The sequence below is a fragment of the Eggerthella lenta DSM 2243 genome (genome assembly GCF_000024265.1).
GTDB classification, from domain to species: Bacteria; Actinomycetota; Coriobacteriia; order Coriobacteriales; family Eggerthellaceae; genus Eggerthella; species Eggerthella lenta.
The window spans coordinates 786951-804813 of record NC_013204.1; the positions used below are offsets into that span (position 1 = coordinate 786951).

A 17863-nucleotide genomic window follows, 5' to 3' on the forward strand; every position below is an offset into this window, starting at 1 on the left:
CTGCCATACCCTCCCTCCCTCGGAAGCCGCGCCTTTTGGCGCGGCTTCCGGCGTGTTTGCGTGCGGGGGTTCAGTGGCAGTCGCCGTCGAGCTCGATCATGTCGAGGAGCGCCTGCTGGGAGTGCACGCCGAACTTGCGGTAGATACGCTTGATGTGGGTTTTCGCCGTTTCCTCCGAGATGACCAGCTGGGTGCTGATGAAGCTGCAGTTGCGTCCTTTCGCCAGCAGTTCGAGCACCTCGGTCTCGCGCGGCGACAGTCCTCTCATCTCGGCCAGCTTCTTGAGCGAGCGCCTGAACCGCGGGGCTGGTCCATCCTGGCCAAGCGGATCGAACATGCTCCATCCCGATTCGGGGAAAGGGCTTTCGAAGGCGAACAGCGACACGAGCAGGATCACGAACACCGAGCATGCGGCCACGACGGCCATCGTGTAGGGGTCGTCGGCAAGCAGCACGAGCTGGGCGCCTGCAATAGAGCCGGCCAGCTGGCCGGCCATGAGCATCATCATCGACAACGATGCGAAACGGGCCACCGGCTTGTCCAGCTTGCGCGCCAGCAGCGCCCATAGCGCCCAGATGATGATGTAGAAGTACTGGTAGCCCATCTGATGCAGCGCGAACCCGATGAGGTCGAGCGGATAAGTGAGCGAGAAGAAGATGAAGCCCGCCGCCATGAGCGGCAAGGCGACCTGGTAAGTCATGTGCCGGAAATCCATTCGGAACACGCTGGTGGTGACGAGGATGGCGGTAGCCCCCAGGATGAGCGCCACGATGTTGAGGTAGTCTCGCACGGTGATAAGGTTGTCGCTGCTCAGCGCGAAGAAGCCTTTCATGAGTCCGTATGAAAGGCCGAAGAACAGCGATATGCCCGCGATCTCCAGCAGCGCCTTGCGCGTCGTGGTGAGGCGGGGCTTGCGGCCGGATGGGGGCGCGTCGGGACCGGCGACTTCGTCGGAGGGCTGGCGCGCGGTCCGCACGATGCTCTGCTTGCGCGTGAACAGCCACATTTCCGCAGCGGGAAGTCCTACCGTCAGAAAGCGCGCAACCTGATCGGGCAGAAACGACAGCAGCAGGTAGAACGCGCTGCCGATGACGGTTGCCAGCATGCTGTACACGATGGTCTGGCGTGCGCCGAGTATGGTGAGAAGCTCGCCCCAGAGGATCACCTCGACGGCGCTTCCGACTCCGGTGATCAGCGCTCCGAACAAGTAGGCGAACGAGCTCGCTTCGTTGAACGAAGCGGCCGACGGATACGAAACGAGCAGCGTCCCCATAAGCGTAAGGGCTCCGGCTACGAGGGGGACGGCCGAGCTGCGTCCGAATACCGGCCGCTTGCGGCTCATGACGAACAGGGCGCCGTAGCCTAGCACGTTCGTTAAAAGCGAAAGCAGCCAGAGCGGTTCGAGGGGCACGCCTACCGTGGCCGGCCCTGGCGCGGGCGAGATGGAGTAGAAGGTCGAGCTCCAAAACGTTACCCAAACCCACGTCCAGTGCAGCGCGAAACCTAACGCGATGGTCGGCTGGACGTCGAAGCTGAACACGGAGAGCTTGATGCGCTTGCCCAGCGCAGCAAAGCCGAACTTTCCCATGCTTCCCCCTTCCCCCGTTCTCTATTGTATCGGGTTTGCCGGGGAAAGGCTGCAAGCGCAGGGGGCGATCCCCGCAAAACGTATCCCCCTGACAGGGGTATTTTCGGGTTGCCCCCGTTCCGTCGCGGTGAAACGGGTGTAAGGGCTGCTAGATTTCGACCAGAGCCAACGGGGAGGCCGGCCGCGCGAAACGGCGGCCGCCAGGGGACGGGGGAAGTTATGGAACGTATGCATGCAGATGAGAGCTCAGCGCATGGAGGCGCTGAAGTTTATTTGGACAACGCGGCGACCGCGCCTATGCATCCGCGCGTGATCGAGGCGGTTTCCGCCGTCATGCGCGATGCGTACGGAAATCCGTCGTCCCAGCATGCGAAAGGGCGTGCAGCAAGGGCGTTGCTCGACGAGAGCCGCGCGGTCGTGGCTGAGGCGGTGGGCGCGTTTCCCGACGAGATCTATTTCACCTCGGGCGGCACGGAGGCGAACAACCTCGCCATCACGGGATCGTGCTCTGCGTACGCTCGCGATCATGGCCGTGCGGGGGCGGTGGTCACGTCCGCGCTCGAACACCCTTCGGTCACGAAAACGGTGCGCGGCCTCAAGCGCGACGGCTGGACGGTGTTTTACTTGGACGCTCGCGACGGCGAGCTCGATCTTTCCGGACTTGATCGCATATTGGACGAGGTTCCCGACGTAGTGTTGGCCACGGTGATGAGCGTGCAGAGCGAATTGGGGTACCGCTTCCCGATCGAAGACGTCGTCCGGCGTTGCCGCGCCGTCGGCTGCGCGAGAAAAACGCGCGGGCCGCTCGTGCACACCGATGCGGTGCAGGCGTTCGGGAAGCTGCCCCTCGACGTGCACGAGCTGGACGCCGACCTGCTGTCGTTCTGCGCGCACAAGGTGGGCGGTCCGAAGGGCGTCGGCGCGTTGTACGTGCGGCGCGGCACCCGGCTGTTCACCACGGCGTTCGGCGGCGGACAGGAGCGCGGGCTGCGTTCGGGCACCGAGGCGCTGCCCCTTATCGCCGGCTTCGCCGAGGCCGCGCGCATCGCGCATGCCGAGCAAGCGGCAGCATTCGAGCGCGCTTCGACCTTGCGCGCGCATGTGGTCGGCGCGCTGCGCCACCGCTACGCCGACGTCATCGTGAACTCGCGCGACGGCGGGTCTCCCTTCATCGTGAACTTCTCGCTGCCGGGCACCGACAACCGCGCGGTGCTTGCGGATCTGAGCGACGCGGGCGTGTTTCTCTCGGCATCCATGGCGTGCAGCTCCAACCACACCACGGTGCCTCCCGGCACCTGGCGCGAGAAGCATCCGCTGGCATTGCAGCTGGCGGGCGTGCCCGCCTCGCTCACTCGGTGCACCTATCGCCTCAGCTTCAGCGACCGAACCACGGTTGCCGAGGTCGATCGGTTCCTGGAAGAACTCGAGGAGGTGGTGCCCGCCGATCAGGTTGCACGTTCTGCATAGTCATCGTACGAGGAGGAGGAAACCAATGGAGAACCGCTCCAATATCGCTGCACCGGGCGGCATCACCCGCCGCAGCTTCGTCAAGGGGGGTGCGGCGGCAGCCGCTATAGGCGCGACCGGCGCGCTCGTCGGGTGCGCCCCGCAGGGGGACGGCAAGGCGTCGGACGCCGCGGCGCCGGCCGAGGACGAGGGCGTGTGGCTGCCCTCGCAATGCAACATGTGCTTCAACGCTTGCAGCATCCTGGGCCATGTGGTGGACGGAAAGCTTGTGGAGATCAAGGGCGACGACCGCAGTCCTGCCGGCTGGGGCCATCTGTGCGGCAAGGGCACGGCGGGCATCATGCAGCTCTACGACGAGAACCGCATCACGAAGCCCATGAAGCGCACGAACCCGAAGAAGGGCGTCGGCATCGACCCGGGGTGGGAGGAGATCAGCTGGGATGAGGCGTACGATCTCATCTTGGAGAAGCTGGACGAGCAGAAGCAGAAGAACAAGCCCGTCATCGTGTTCGCGCTGATCACGAGCATCATCTCGTGGATCGACTCCATGAACTGGCTGGGCAGCAACGGCAACATTCCTATCCCGTTCAAGGCCGATATCTGCGGAGCGCCCACGCATCCCATTTCGGCTCTGCTGACCGGTTGCGGCAACGCGCTTCCCGACTACGCGCACTGCAAGTACCTCATGCAGTTCGGCACGCAAGCGGGCGTGGCCACGCGTCATGGCACCAGCATCACGGCGAAGGTGTTCGCCGACGCGCGCGCGAACGGCTGCAAGCTGGTGAACTTCGACCCGCATATGTCGGGCGCGGCCGAGAAGGCCGACGAGTGGGTGCCCATTCGCCCCGGAACCGATGCCGCGGTGGCGCTCGCCATGGCGAACCTGCTGGTGAACGAGTACGACCTATACGACAAGGAGTTCCTTGCCGCGCGCACGAACGGGCCGTCGCTGGTTGATCCGGCCACGCAGCGCATCGTGCGCGACGCGTCGAAGGGCAACAAGGCGCTGTACTGGGATCTGTCCGACAACACGGCAAAGCCCTACGACGAAGTCAAAGAGCCCGCGCTCGAAGGCGATTTCGAGGTGGACGGCATTCCGGTGCGCACGGCGTTCAGCATCTTCAAGGACTCCGTCGCGAAGTACACGCCCGAATACGCTGAAGAGGTCACGACGATCCCTGCCGACACCACGCGCCGCCTGGCCAAGGAGTTCGGCGAAGCGGCCTGTATCGGCCAGACCGTCGAGGTGGACGGGCTCACGGTGCCCTACCGCCCCGTGGCCGTGGACACGTTCTCTGGCATTGCGCGGCACAAGCATGGCTTCATCACGCACTGGGCCATCCTGCAGCTGAACACGCTCGTGGGCTCGACGTTCTCGCGCGGCGGCTACCTGGGCTTCTACACGCGTAACAAGTACGGGTTCTACGAGGGCGACAAGGATCACGCCTGGGAGTTCACCATTTGGGAAGAGGACGGCCTCATCGAGGACCTCAACATGGCGCACGGCTGGCCGTCGAACGGCTCGCATTACAAGCATATCCGCGAGGCCAGCTACACGCCCACGTCCGAGGCGATGGAGGAGCTGCAGCCCCTCACGATGGATCAGCATTTCGGCTACATCGCCCAGGTGCAGCCGGAGGTGTACGGCACCGAGCCGTCCGAGGTGGCGTTCTGCATGGCGTCGAACCCGCTGAAGAACTGGTGCAACCACGACTACCAGGCCAAGGTGCTGGAATCGTTCGACTGGATCTTCGGCATGGACATCTATCTGAACGATTCCTCCTACTACTACGACCTCATCATCCCCGAGCCGTGCTACCTCGAGCGCTTTGACCCGCTGCCGTTGTCGTTCAACAACCACCGCGTGCCCGGCCTGCCCGAGGTGCCCTATATCGTTGCCGGTCGCATGCCCATCGTTGAGGCCAAGGACAACTGCCCGTCGGCGCTGGACACGTTCGGCGCGCTCGCGGCGAAGGCAGGCAAGACCGCCGAGTACTCTGCAGCGCTCAACGACTACTACAAGCTTGCCGACGAGTACAAGCTTGACGGCAAGGAGCAGATCACGGCTGAGCGCGTGTGCGACGCCGCGCTCAAGTCGTTGGCGGGCAAGGATCGCGGCATCGACTGGTTCCGCGAGAACGGCGTGCTGACGCGCGAGCGCAAGGCCGACGAGGTGTACGTGTTCGCGGCGGGCATGGAAGGGCGCATCCCGCTGTACTTCGACTTCATGCTTGAAGCGAAGGAGAAGATCGAGGCCGAGGTTGACAAGCTGGGCATCTACTGGGAGACGGACGATTACATCCCGCTGCCCGAATTCATGCCGTGCCTCGACCACGAGGTGGAGGAGGAAGGCTTCGACCTGTTCCCCGTGTACTGGACGAACGCCATCAACACCGATACCTGGCAGGTGGAGAACGCCTGGATCAACGAGATCAACGAGCTGGACGATACCACGTACTTCTTGGAGATCAACGCGGCGACCGGTGCCGCCAAGGGCATCAAATCGGGTGACAAGGTGCGCCTGTCGAACCGCGACGGCGATGTGGTGGAAGGCGTGGCCGTGCTCACCGAGTTCGTGCATCCCGAATGCGTGGCGTCGGTGGGCGGCCATCTGAACGCGAAATCCGACTACCAGCCCATCGGCAAGACGAAGGGCACGGCGGTGAACCACTTGGTGCCCGCAGGCGATCCGAAGCGCATGGAGTACGTCGGATCCGGCGTGGACCAGTGCGTGCGCTGCAAGCTCGAGAAGATTTCCTAATCCCCGGAAAGGAGGATGAGTTTCATGGCCTATGGGTTCGTTATCGACCTTGAGAAATGCGTTGGCTGCCACGGATGCTCGGTGGCGTGCAAGGGCGCGAACGGCACGCCCCCGACGGTGACTCGCTCGCGCGTGGACCGCGGCACCGAAGGCTCCTATCCGAACGCGGTGCGCACCATCCGCCCCATGCTGTGCATGATGTGCGAGAACCCGCCGTGCGTGGCGGTGTGCCCGCAGGGCGCCACCACCATCCGCGACGAGGACGGCATCGTGGTCATCGACAAGGAGAAGTGCATCGGCTGCAAGAGCTGCATGGAGGCTTGCCCTTACGGCGCGCGTTACCTCGTTCAGAGCGAGGATGGCTATTTCGGCTCCGAGTTGAACGAATACGAGAGCGTCGCCTATGAGAACATGCCGAAGATGACGGTGGACAAGTGCGACTTCTGCATCGAGCATTCCGGCGACGGAAAGCCCGATCCCGTATGCGTGAAGGCGTGCATGGCGGAGGCGCGCTTGTTCGGCGACCTCGACGAGATGAAGAAGCTCGTGGCCGAGCGCGGCGGCGAGGCGTACCTGCCCGAAGAGGGCACGGAGCCCCGTGTGTTCTACCTGCCGACGATCACTGCGTAAGCGTTTCGCGTTTCCCTCCCTCCCTTGGAAGCCGCGCCTTTTGGCGCGGCTTCCGGCATGTTTCGTTATGCAACGCAAACGGTTTCGTTGTGTTGCTAAAAACAACGATTGCGGGATCGGCGCGGCTCTGCGCAGCGTTTTATCGACCTGGCGCTTCTGCGTGCGTCCTGCCTCTCCTTCCCGGTGCGGGCGGCGCTTCGTGCTATACTGTGCGCCGAACGAACGGGGGAGCGCATGGTCAACATACCGAGCCCCGCCCTGGCTATCGTCGGGCGGCATAATTCAGGCAAGACGACGCTCATTGAGCAGCTTATCGCCGAGCTGGTGCGACGCGGGCGCGACGTGGGCAGCGTGAAGCATCACAGCCACGTGGGTTTCGACATCGACTATCCCGGGAAGGATTCGTACCGCCACCGCGCCGCTGGCGCGCGCGAGACGGTGATCGCCGCGCCCGGGCAGATCGCCCGCATCAAGTCCGTGGAGGGCGAGATCGAGTGCTCGGACATCGTGCGCAGCATGCCCGGCCACGACATCGTGGTGGTGGAGGGGTACCGCAAAAGCGGGCTGCCCACCATCGAGATCATGCGCTCGGGCAACGACGCCGACGCGCGGGTGGCCGACGTGTTCGCCGAGGGCGCGCGCTGCGGCTGGCCGTTGGGCACCGACTTCACCCAGTTCACCCGCGGCACCGTGCCTCCGGCCGACGACGATGCGGCGCGCGAGGAGCTGAGCCGTGCCGCGCAGCGGGTCGAGAGGGCTTCAGGAGACCATTTCAAGACGCAGCATCCCGACTACGCCGACATATCGAACAAGCTGCCGACGTCGGACACGGTGGCCGTCGTCACCGACATCGAGGAGGCGCGCCATGCCGCCGAGCTGTACCACGTGCCGGCGTTCGCGCTCGACGACATTGCTGGCCTCGCCGACTTCGTGGAGCAGCGTTTCGTGCGGCCGCGCGTGACCGTGGTCATCCAGGCGGGCGGCGAGAGCAGGCGCATGGGGCAGAGCAAGGCGACCGTGCCGTTCGCGGGCCGCCCGCTGATCTGCCGGCTGGTGGAGCGTCTGGGCCCGGTTGCCGACGACCTCGTGATCACCACGAACGAGCCGGAGCGCCTGGACTTCCTGCACGCTGAGTTCCCGCAGTATCGCATCCAGCTGGTGCGCGACGCGTTCAACGTGCGCGGGGCGCTGCCGGGTCTGTACACGGCGCTGGAGGCTGCGCGCAACCCGTATGTGGCCGTGGTTGCCTGCGACATGGTGTTCGCTTCCCCGTCGCTCGTGGTGGCCGAGGCGCTGGCCATGAACGAGACGGGCGCCGACGTGGTGGTGCCGGTGAACAAGCACGGGTTCGAGCCGTTCCATGCGATGTACCGCCGCGCGGGCTGCCTGCCGGCCGTGAGCGCCGCGCTCGACCGCGGCGAGAAGCGCGCTCAAGGGTTCTTCGCGGACGTAGAGGTGTGCGAGTTCCCGCAGGAGCGCGTGCTGGAGGCCGAGCCCATGGGCGGCTGCTTCATCAACGCGAACACGCCCGAGGAGCTGCGCGCCATCGAGGAGACGTTTCTCGAGAAGTAGCGGAAGACGAGACGAGGAATTGGCATGCCGAACCTGGTAGACATCGTGGAAGTGGCCGAGGCGCTGGAGTCGAAGGCCGTGTACCTGGCGAGCGATCGCTGCGTGGTGGTGCGCAACCGCCATGCGTCGTGCGCAAAATGCGCGGACGCCTGTCCGACGGGCTCGGTGTTCGCGGCCAACAACGTGTTGGAGCTTGACGGCGAGGGATGCGTGGCGTGCGGCGCCTGCACCACGGTATGCCCGGTGGAGGCGCTCATCCCGTTGCGCCCGCTGGACGAGGACCTCGCCTCCAGCGTGGCGTCCGCCGTGGCGGCGACCGGCGGGAAGGCCGTGTTCGCATGCGCGCGCATAGCGTCGAAGCGCCTGGCCGACCCGGCGAAGTACGCCGAAGTGCCCTGCCTCGCGCGCATGGAGGAAAGCGTGCTGCTGGGTCTTGCGGCGCGCGGCGTGGAGGATATCGTGCTGGTGGACGGCACGTGCGCCACGTGCAAGTTCCGCTCGAACGTGCCGGGTATCGACGCCACGGTGGCTTCGGCGAACGAGCTCATGGCTGCGCAGGGCTCGGACGTCCGCGTGCGGCGCGCGTCGGCGTTTCCCGACGAGGTGCTGCTCGAAGACAAGCGCACGCTGCTGGGCGAGTCGCGCCGCGGCTTCTTCACCAGCGCTCGCACGCGGGCGAAGGACGCCGCGGGCAAGACGGCCGAGGTGATGGTGTTCAAGAACGACAACGCTGCGCCGTCGCTGCGCGAGCGGCTGCGCATGTCCAACGCTGGCACGCTGCCGCAGTTCAACCCGCAGCGACGCATGCTGGTGCTGGACGCGATGGACCGGTTGGGCGCGCCGACGGTTCCCGAGATCGACACGCGGCTGTTCGGCTCGGTATCCATCGACACGCAGGCGTGCAGCTCGTGCAACATGTGCACGGTGTTCTGCCCGACGGGCGCGCTGCGCAAAAGCGAGCTGGTGCCTGCGGAGGGGGAGGGCAGCTTCCTGGAGTTCTCGGCGGCCGACTGCGTGCAGTGCAACCTGTGCGCCGACGCGTGCTTGAAGAGCTGCCTGACGGTGAACTCGACGGTGTCCACCGAGGAGCTGTTCGACTTCGAACCGCGGCTGATCCATCTGCCGAACCCGCCCGCGCGGCCCGGAATATTGTCGAGCTTGAGGCGATAGCGGTCGGAAGGGCTCATCATCGGGCCGCGTCCCGAATCGTGGTGTATCAGGGCCATCGCCGGAGAATCGCCGGCACCCTTGCGAGGTGAATCTTAGCCTTCGTCCTCCTTCGGGTCAATGGCGCTCCCTATGATCTTGCGCGCCGCCTCGCGGGCGGCGAGCACCTCGGCCTCGCCGGGGGCCTCGCGCTCCTGGGCCTTCCAGGCGTGCGCGAGCGAGGGCCTGGAGATGACGCAGCGCGCCGACCACTCCTCGTCGGCCTCGATGAGCGCCGCTCCCACCAGGCGGATGAGCGACTCGCGCGAGGGGAACCCCTGCACGACGCGCGTCCTGCGCTTGATCTCGCGGTTGGCCCTCTCCTGGACGTTGTTGGTGCGGATCTTGGTGCGGTGCGTGGCCGGGAACGCCAGGTAGGCGAGCGCCGCCTCCTCGGCCTCCAAGAGCACGTTTCCGGCCGCCCTCGAGATCTTCAGCACCTCCTCGGTCGCCTCTTGGTAGCACGCCCGCACGAGGACGGGGCTCTTCTGCGCGAAGACGGCCTTCATGGCCTCGCGCGCCTTTCTCTGGTCGTCCTTCCTGTGGATGCGGCCCGCCACGTTGCGCATGAGGTGCGTGACGCAGCGCTGCCAGGCCGCTCCTTGGAACGTCTCGGCTATCGCCTTCGCGAGCCCTTCGTGGGCGTCCGAGACGACGAGGCGCACGCCGTCGACGCCGCGCGCCCTCAGGCCGGAGAGGAACGCCTTCCACCCGGCGTGGCTCTCCGTGTCCACGCAGTCCACGCCGACGAAGCGCTTGTGGCCCGTGTCGTCGAGCCCGATCGCGGTCACGACGGCCTGGGACGCCGAGCGCCCCTCCACGCGGCACTTCACGTAGGTGGCGTCGAGCCACAGGTAGGCGAAGCGCACCCCGTCGAAGCGCTGCCTCCTGAACGCGTCCACCTCGGCGTCCAGGCACTCGCACAGGCGCGACACCTGCGACTTCGACATCGACCTCACGCCGAGCTCGCCCGCGACGGCCTCCACCTTGCGCGTCGATATCCCCATGACGTACATCTCGGCCACCGCCGCGACGAGCGCCCGGTCCACCCTGCAGTAGCGCTCGATCAGGTCCTCGGGGAAGAACGAGCCTCGGCGCAGCTTCGGAATCTTGAGGGTGACGTCGCCCGCGGCGGTCGAGAGCCCCCGCTCCCGGTAGCCGTTGCGCGAGTTGACGCGCCCCTCGTCGCGCTCCCCGTAGGGGGCGTTGCACGCCTCGTCGGCCTTCGCCGACATCGCGGCGTTCGCCAGGAGCTCGAGCATCCTGCGCCCGAAGGCCTGCAGGTCGGTGCATTCCTCGAGGATCGCGAACGCGAGCCCCTTCACTTCGGGGTCGTTGAATAGTAGAGTGTCCATAGCGGGCATCGCCTTCCTTCGAATCTGTCTTTTGTGGTGATTGACGATTCTAGACGATGTCCGTTTTTCTCGGGCAGGCTTCGCCCGCCCTCCAGAAACGGATTGATACACCAACTTTCGGGACGCTACCCATCATCGGCCCAAAGACACGGAATTCGGCTCGGAAGCGTGTTTTCGGGCCGATGATTCGCCCTCGCCTGCTCTCTACGGGTTTTTCGGCTCGATTTCTCAACTGTATCTTTCTTTTGTACAAAAGTTACTGTATAAAGAAGTGAAACAGTTGATTTGTCGTAGACGGAGCAGCATCATGAACAGCGATTTCATTGTTGCGGTGCACGCGCTGGTGTATCTGAACCATAAGGCGGACATCGTTTCCAGCGAGGCTTTGGCCAAGAATATCTGTACGAACGCGGCGCGTGTGCGCAAGGTGATGGCTCCGCTCAAGCGCGCCGGGTTCGTGACCACGCGCGAAGGCAACGTGGGCGGCTACCGTTTTGCAGGGGACGCTTCGGCGGTCGACCTGCACATGGTGGCCGATGCGCTCAACATCAGATTTGTGCAATCCGGTTGGCATAGCGGCGATATGGACATGAAATGCCTTGTGGCATCCGGTATGGCGGGCGTCATGGACGACATATTCCTCGATTTAGACGAGCGTTGCCGTGAACGGCTTGCGCAGATATCGATCGCCGACATCGACGACCGCATATTCGGCTCCGACGGCGTCGTGCCTTTCGATGGTCGGCCGGCATCGTCCGGCGCAGAGGGCTAGGAGGAGATCATGGGCTTCTCCCTCGAAACGAGCATTCCCGTGCTCACCGTGTTCGTGCAAGGCCTGCTGAGCTTCTTCTCGCCGTGCGTGCTGCCTCTGATTCCGCTGTACGTGGGCTATCTGGCAGGCGGCGCAGGCGTTGCGAACGATGACGGGACCGTCGAGTACCCGCGTAAGAAGGTGTTCGTGAACACGCTGTTCTTCGTCGTGGGCGTGAGCTTCGCGTTCTTTTTGCTGGGCTTCGGGTTCACGGCGCTCGGCCAGTTCTTCACCGGCAACCAGCGCGTGTTCTCGATCGTCGCCGGCGTCGTCATGGCGGCGTTCGGCCTGTACATGCTGGGTGCGTTCGGCAAGACGAAGGCGGTGGAGAAGGAGCGTCGTCTGCCGTTTCGGCTGAATCGGTTCGCGATGAACCCGCTGGTGGCGCTGGTGCTGGGCTTCACGTTCAGCTTCGCGTGGACGCCGTGCGTGGGTCCGGTGCTGGCCAGCGTGCTGCTGATGGCGTCGTCGAGCGCTTCGGCCGCGGCAGGCTTCGGGCTGGTGGCCGTGTACACGATCGGCTTCGTGCTGCCGTTTTTGGCGGTGGGTCTGTTCACGGGCGAGGTGCTGCGCTTTTTCCGTACGCACGGCAACGTGGTGAAGTATACGGTGAAGGTGGGCGGCGCGCTGCTCATCGTCATGGGCGTGATGACCGTGACCGGGTGGATGAACGGCGTGACCAGCTATCTGTCGTCGTTCGGCGGCGCGCCCGCTGCGCAGGAGCAGCCGGCCGACCAGGGCGCGGATGAGGCGAAGGGCGACGGGGCGAACGGCGGTTCGTCCGATGCTTCCGATGCGGGCAAGGACGCCGGCTCGGGCGATGGCGCTGCGAGCAAGGCCGATGCGCAGGCGGCGCCGCTGGCCGACCTCAAGCTGGTCGACCAGAACGGCGAAGAGCACTCGCTGGACGAGTACCGCGGCAAGACGGTGTTCCTCAACTTCTGGGCCACCTGGTGCGGGCCGTGCCAGCGCGAGATCCCCGACATCGAGAAGCTGTACCGGGATCGTGGCGAGAACGAGGGCGACCTCGTGGTGCTGGGCGTGGCGAATCCTAAAACCGACAGCCGTCCCAACAACAGCGACGTGTCCGAAGCCGACGTGAAGGCGTTCATCGACGAGCGGGGCATTACGTATCCCGTGCTCATGGACACGACGGGCGAGATGTTCAGCGGCTATCGCATCTTGTCGTTCCCCACGACGTTCATGATCGACAAGGACGGCAACATCTTCGGCTATATCAGCGGCATGCTGACCCCCGACATGATGGACAGCATCGTCGAGCAAACCATGTCCGGTGTGAGGAAGTAGCGCTACGCCGCCCGCCCGCCGCTTCGCGCGGCGCCTCCGTAACGCGGATGTTTCACGTGAAACATCTGTTCGTAAAAGGGATCCTGCGGGATCCCTTTTCGCGCTCTGCTGCTCGACGCGGCGTATTCGCAAGCTCTTACTTTACAACGTAAATAAAACACGTTACCATTCACTTTACGTTGTAAAGAAAAACGAACAAGGAGGGACTATGGGAGAGTACGACGTATCGCGTCGCTCGTTCCTGAAGGGGATCGGCTTGGCGGGCCTTTCTGCTGGTACGCTGGGGACGCTGGGCGCGACGGGCATCGCCTTCGCCGACGATGCGCCCGTCGCCGAATCGGTGGACGCGTATCGGCAGCTTGCGTGCGAGACGGCGCTTGTGCCGGTGAAGAAGGCGGTATGCCCGGGGCCGCGCGGGCCGGTCGGCTTCGAAGACCGCGACATCGCCGCGAGCGACATCGCTTCGACCGAGGATTGCGACATCGTGGTGGTGGGCGCGGGTATCGCCGGGCTCATGGCCAGCCTCAAGGCAGCCGAAGAGGGCGCGAAAGTCATCTGCATCGAGAAGATGACGAAGGGCCGCGGCTGCTTCGAGTGCTTCGGCGCCGTGGGGGCGAAGTGCCAGGAGGGCACCGAGATCGACAAGGTGGCGCTGTTGGACGAGATGTACCGCAGCGCGTACTGGCGCGTGCGCCCCGAACCCATACGCACCTACGTCGACCGTTCGGGCGAGGCTACCGATTTCTGGCAGGCCGAACTCGACAAGGGACAGAACGGCTTCGTCATCTCGAAGGTGGAGCAGGCTCCCTCCACCTGCGGCATGCCGGCGCTGACCCCGCTCATCGACACGGAGCTGGGCTTCTACGACAGCCCCTCGCTGCCGCCCGACGCCGGAGTGCGCTCCGGCTATTCGGGCATCTACGTGTGCCTCGAGATGCAAGAGGTGGCGAAGGCCTACGACAACCTCGACCTGCGCTTCAGCACGCCGGGCGTGCAGCTGGTGCGCGACGGTTCGGGACGCGTGGGCGGCGTCATCGCCAAGAGCGGCGACGAGTACGTGCAGATCAACGCCGGAAAAGGCGTGATCCTGGCCACGGGCGGCTACGATGCGAACCCTGAGCTCATGGAAGCGTGGACGCGTCCGGAGGATTATGCCTCGTCGAGTTGGTGGAACCCCGGTTGGGGCACCACGGGCGACGGGCATCTCATGGGCATCAAAGCAGGCGCGCAGATGGATCCGTGCCCTCAGCCGGTGATGAACTTCCGCTGGGGCAATCCCGATTCGTTCTACGACGCGCGCACGTGGAACGCCGTGTACTTCGCCCTCATGGTGAACGGCGACGGCAAGCGCTTCGTGCGCGAGGATCTGCCCTTCCAAAGCGTGTCGAACGCGCAGAACGCCCAGCCCGACTTCGGGAAGAGCTGCTGGCAGGTGTTCGACGATACCATGTTCGAGGGCATGGAGGACGCGGTTGAGGAGTTCAAGCAGAAGGGCTGGCTGTTCGAGGGATCAACGCCCGAAGAGCTGGCCGCCGCCTGCGGCGTCGACCCGCAGGGCCTCGCCGACACCATCGCGCGGTACAACGGGTTTTTCGAGGCCGGCGTGGACGAGGACTTCGGACGCGACCTGGCGGGAACCATCCCGTTCACGGGCACGCGCTTCTTCGCGCTGACCACGAACAGCTGCGTGCTCGCCACGGTGGGCGGGCTCACCATCGACGGTTCGTGCCGCGTGCTCGATACCGACGACCGGGTGATCGAGGGGCTGTACGCCGTGGGCAACGCGTCGGGCAACTTCTTCGCCGGCAACTACCCCCGTCATATCCCTGGAACGTCCATCGGACGCGCCGTCACGTTCGGCTACGTTGCCGCCGAGCATGCGGTGAAAGGAGCGTAAAGCCATGTTGAACGTCAAACGATCCACGGTAGGCGCGTTGTCGACGGTTGCGCTTGTCCTTTGCCTGACCTTGGGGTTGGCGGCATGTGCGTCGCAGACATCAGAACCCGGCGCCGATGCGGACGGCTCGTCGGCCAAGACGACGCAGACCGCTGCCGGCGACGGCACCGGTGCGTATGTGTCCGACGAGCAGTGCTTGAGCTGCCATGGAGGCTCGTACGAGGCGCTGGCCGAGACCACTTCGTCCTACGAGCAGAGCAACCCGCACGACTCCCTCCACGGAGGGTACAACTCCTGCGTGAACTGCCATGCGCGCGACAAGGAGATCACCGACAACCAGTGCATGCACTGCCACGATTGGCCGCATAATCCCGCGGCGTAACGCCGATCGGCCTGTTCGGAAGAGGAGCCGGAGCGAGCGCGCTTCGGCTCCTCTTGGTTTTCGCATGCGAAGGAGGCGGGAGGGCTCGCGGCCGGGCATGCTCATGCTATGCTGGGCGAAACGAGGTGCTGGCAGGAGGGACGCGGCGTGGATGCGGAAACCGAAAAGAAGCGGAAGAGCGGGCTGACCCGGGACGTCATCGTGGATACCGCGTATCGCATGATCGATCGCGACGGCATGGGCGCATTCACGATGCGTGCCCTCGGCGCGGAGCTGGGCGTGTCGGCCATGGCGTTCTACGCGCACTTTTCCTCGCGCGAGGAGGTGCTGGTGGCGGTGCTCACGCGCTTCATGGAAACGCTCGACACCGATCCGGTGCCGGGAGAGCGGTGGGACGACACGCTGCGGCGCACGATGACCTCCATCCATCGGGAGTACTGCGCGCATCCGCACATGAACGATATCGACCTCGATCCGAACATCTCTTACGCGGGTTTGGCGGCCCACACCGAGAAGATCGTGTCGCTGCATCTCGACCAGGGTATGCCCGAGCCCGTGCTCACGAAGGCGTGGGCCATGGTGGACGCCTTTCTCACCGGGTTCAACGGAAGCGCGATCGCCGCCCAGAAGCGACGGCTGGCAGACGAGGCGGCGGGTGGCGCGACGCGCGACATGCCCGTGTGGCAGCGCATCGTGGATTCGGCGTACTCGGAAGAGTCGTTCGCGAACGGCGTGGAGATGATCATCATGGGTGTGCGTGGCTTGGCGGCACCCGACCCGTGCGAGTGGCATACCCCGAAATAATGCCGCGCCCCGGGGAGGTCGGGGCGCGGGTAGGATGCTGCGCGCGGGAGGGGAGGGCGCGCAGCTTATGAGGGGAACGCGTTACTTGGCGGCCACGAGCTTGACCACGTGCAGGGCCTCGGTCATCGTGCGGCCGCAGGCGACGCCGTGCATCTGGTCGGGGTAGTTGCCGCTGAAGAGCGACCCCGAGCAGTCGCCGGCGCAGTACAGGCCCTCGATGGGCTCGAAGTCGGTGTTGAGCGCCTGGCAGTCGGCGTTGATGCGGACGCCGTCGATGGTGGTGAGCAGCGTGCCGCCCAGCGTGGCGCCGAAGAACGGCGGGGTGCGCAGCTCGGAGAGGCGGTAGGGCTCCTTGCCGAAGTCGACGTCTTCCTGGTTGTCGTACAGCTCGTTGTAGCGCTCGCAGGTGGCGAGGAACGTCTTCTTGGCGTCGGCGTCGAAGCCAAGCTTGTCGGCAAGCTCGTCGAGCGTGTCGGCCTTCTGCAGGCGACCGTCGGCCAGCTCCTTCTCGAAGTACTTGTCCAGGTCGTACGTGCCGTCTTCCTTCTTCACGCCCAGCACGCCCGTGCGGGTGCCGGCCGAGCAGCCGAGGGTGTGGAAGCGCTGCACGTCGTCGCCGAAGTTGCCGTCCCAGACGCTGATGTACACGCCGCCGGGCTGCTGCGCGGCCGCATGGGGCAAGTAGTCGTAGTCGGCGGACTCGAGGGCGAAGCGCTCGCCGCGCAGGTTCACCTTGAGGAAGGGCTGCGTGCCGGGGTTGAACTGGCCGTTGCCCGGCCACTGCGGATTGCCGGCCTTGACGGACTCCTCGGTGTAGCCCGCGGTGGTGCCGGGCGCGACGAGGCCGCGGTCGAAGATCATCGTGGCGCTGGTGATGTCTTTCACCGCGCCTGCCCACAGCGCCGCCTTGATGCCGTCGCCCGTGTTGTTCTGGTTGTAGCCCAGCGCGGTCACCGACGCGGTGGTGATGGGGGACAGCGACGAGAGCATGGCGGGGTTCGCGGAGTAGCCGCCCGTGGTCAGCAGCACGCCCTTCTTGGCGTTGATCTGCGTGTAGCCGTTGTCAGTCTTGAAGATGGCGCCGGTAACCTTGCCGGAATCCTCGGTGACCAGCTTCACCAGCTCGTGCTTGTAGGAGATCTCGTAGCCGTTGTCGTTCATGACCTTCTCGAACAGCTCGTTGCGCACGGGGACGCCGTCGCGGCCGCCCTCGGCGTTGCCGTAGTGGTGCTCGCCGCAGGGGGTGTAGAAGGGGGTGGCGCCCATGCCGCCCGGCATCTCGAACTCGTCGGCGATGACCACGGCGCCGGCTTCGCTCATGTACTTGTCGACGTACTCGAACATGTCGTTGCTCTCGTTCATCCACATGTTGATGAGGTTGTGGTCGCACGTGCCGCTGGAATAGCGAGCCCACTCGCCGTGCAGGCGGGCGCGGTCGGTGTGGTAGCCCTGGTCGGTGAAGGGCTTGGTGTCGACGGCGTTGAACCAGTGGCGCGTGGCGCCCACCTCGGTGCCCTTCTCGCATAGGATGAAGTCCATCTTCTGGTCGGATGCGTACGCGCCGGCGATCATGCCGCCGTTGCCTGCGCCCACGATGAGCAGGTCGGTGTCCTTCGTCTCGGTGATGTCGCCGATCTCCGGCGGGGCGCCCAGCCAGTCGACCGTGATGGCGGCGCTGCCGTCGTCCACGGCCACCGCGTTGTTGTCGGCCACGCCCGTGGCTGCGCTGGCAGAGCTGGAAGCGCTCTCGGCTCCGGTTGTACCCGCGGCCTTGGGCGAGCAGCCGGCCAGGCCCATGGCGGCAAGCGCGCCGACGCCTGCGACGCCGCCCAGGAAGCTGCGGCGGGAGATGCCGCCTTCGTTCGTTACGTTCGTTCCCATGATGATCCTCCTAATGGTGCGATTTGTTTTGCGGCTCCGGATGAGGAGCCGCTTCCCTCGACGTGCACTCTACGGCGTTCGGCGAGGCTTGAAACCACCCCGTCGGGGGTGTTTCGGCTGGCGAAAGGCGAGTTGGCGCGCTCCCCCTGCGAGGGTGATTTGAGGGCGATAAGGCTGATGAACGTGGTGGATGCGGGGTGC

The 17863-nt window shown here is 65.2% G+C and carries 13 protein-coding genes; 10 read left to right on the top strand and 3 right to left on the bottom strand.

Features of this window, described 5'->3' with window-relative positions:
- Nucleotides 1-70: 70 nt before the first annotated feature.
- Nucleotides 71-1588: a helix-turn-helix transcriptional regulator gene (locus ELEN_RS03105; protein WP_015760058.1), complete on the bottom strand. Its 1518-nt coding sequence runs from the start codon at nt 1586-1588 to the stop codon at nt 71-73.
- A 228-nt stretch (nt 1589-1816) separates the two neighbouring features.
- On the opposite strand from ELEN_RS03105, the gene ELEN_RS03110 reads away from it, so the two are divergent.
- The 5 genes from ELEN_RS03110 to ELEN_RS03130 all read left to right on the top strand — a co-directional run bounded on the left by ELEN_RS03110 (nt 1817) and on the right by ELEN_RS03130 (nt 9188).
- A complete protein-coding gene (locus ELEN_RS03110; protein ID WP_114513659.1) occupies nt 1817-3055 on the top strand; it encodes a cysteine desulfurase family protein in 1239 nt (412 codons plus the stop codon).
- A gap of 25 nt (nt 3056-3080) precedes the next feature.
- Complete coding sequence (locus ELEN_RS03115) at nt 3081-5816, top strand: molybdopterin-dependent oxidoreductase (protein ID WP_015760060.1); 2736 nt, start codon at nt 3081-3083, stop codon at nt 5814-5816.
- Between the two features lie 24 nt (nt 5817-5840).
- A complete protein-coding gene (locus ELEN_RS03120) occupies nt 5841-6446 on the top strand; it encodes a 4Fe-4S dicluster domain-containing protein (protein WP_009305148.1) in 606 nt (201 codons plus the stop codon).
- Nucleotides 6447-6680: 234 nt separating this feature from the next.
- The gene (gene mobB, locus ELEN_RS03125; protein ID WP_015760061.1) at nt 6681-8018 is read left to right on the top strand and encodes a molybdopterin-guanine dinucleotide biosynthesis protein B; all 1338 of its coding nucleotides are present in this window, start codon (nt 6681-6683) and stop codon (nt 8016-8018) included.
- Nucleotides 8019-8042: 24 nt separating this feature from the next.
- On the top strand, nt 8043-9188 hold the full coding sequence (locus tag ELEN_RS03130) for a 4Fe-4S binding protein (RefSeq protein ID WP_015760062.1): 1146 nt from the start codon (nt 8043-8045) through the stop codon (nt 9186-9188).
- Nucleotides 9189-9280: 92 nt separating this feature from the next.
- On the opposite strand, the gene ELEN_RS03135 is transcribed toward ELEN_RS03130, so the two are convergent.
- Nucleotides 9281-10579 (bottom strand): IS256 family transposase, encoded by a 1299-nt coding sequence (locus tag ELEN_RS03135; protein WP_227101377.1) that lies wholly within the window; start codon nt 10577-10579, stop codon nt 9281-9283.
- A 307-nt stretch (nt 10580-10886) separates the two neighbouring features.
- Between ELEN_RS03135 and ELEN_RS03140 the strand changes: the two genes are divergently transcribed.
- The 5 genes from ELEN_RS03140 (at nt 10887) to ELEN_RS03160 (ending at nt 15781) form a co-directional block, all read left to right on the top strand.
- The gene (locus tag ELEN_RS03140) at nt 10887-11351 is read left to right on the top strand and encodes an RrF2 family transcriptional regulator (protein WP_015760063.1); all 465 of its coding nucleotides are present in this window, start codon (nt 10887-10889) and stop codon (nt 11349-11351) included.
- A 9-nt stretch (nt 11352-11360) separates the two neighbouring features.
- The gene (locus tag ELEN_RS03145; RefSeq protein WP_015760064.1) at nt 11361-12698 is read left to right on the top strand and encodes a redoxin domain-containing protein; all 1338 of its coding nucleotides are present in this window, start codon (nt 11361-11363) and stop codon (nt 12696-12698) included.
- A gap of 208 nt (nt 12699-12906) precedes the next feature.
- Nucleotides 12907-14595, top strand: a complete 1689-nt coding sequence (locus ELEN_RS03150) for an FAD-dependent oxidoreductase (protein ID WP_015760065.1) — start codon at nt 12907-12909, stop codon at nt 14593-14595.
- Between the two features lie 4 nt (nt 14596-14599).
- Nucleotides 14600-14977 carry a cytochrome c3 family protein gene (locus tag ELEN_RS03155; protein ID WP_015760066.1) on the top strand — a complete coding sequence of 126 codons (378 nt, stop codon included), beginning with the start codon at nt 14600-14602 and terminating at the stop codon, nt 14975-14977.
- 147 nt (nt 14978-15124) lie between these two features.
- On the top strand, nt 15125-15781 hold the full coding sequence (locus ELEN_RS03160) for a TetR/AcrR family transcriptional regulator (protein ID WP_009609474.1): 657 nt from the start codon (nt 15125-15127) through the stop codon (nt 15779-15781).
- 81 nt (nt 15782-15862) lie between these two features.
- Here the strand turns inward: ELEN_RS03160 and ELEN_RS03165 are convergent, their stop codons facing one another.
- On the bottom strand, nt 15863-17662 hold the full coding sequence (locus ELEN_RS03165; protein ID WP_015760067.1) for an FAD-binding protein: 1800 nt from the start codon (nt 17660-17662) through the stop codon (nt 15863-15865).
- Between the last annotated feature and the right edge of the window lie 201 nt (nt 17663-17863).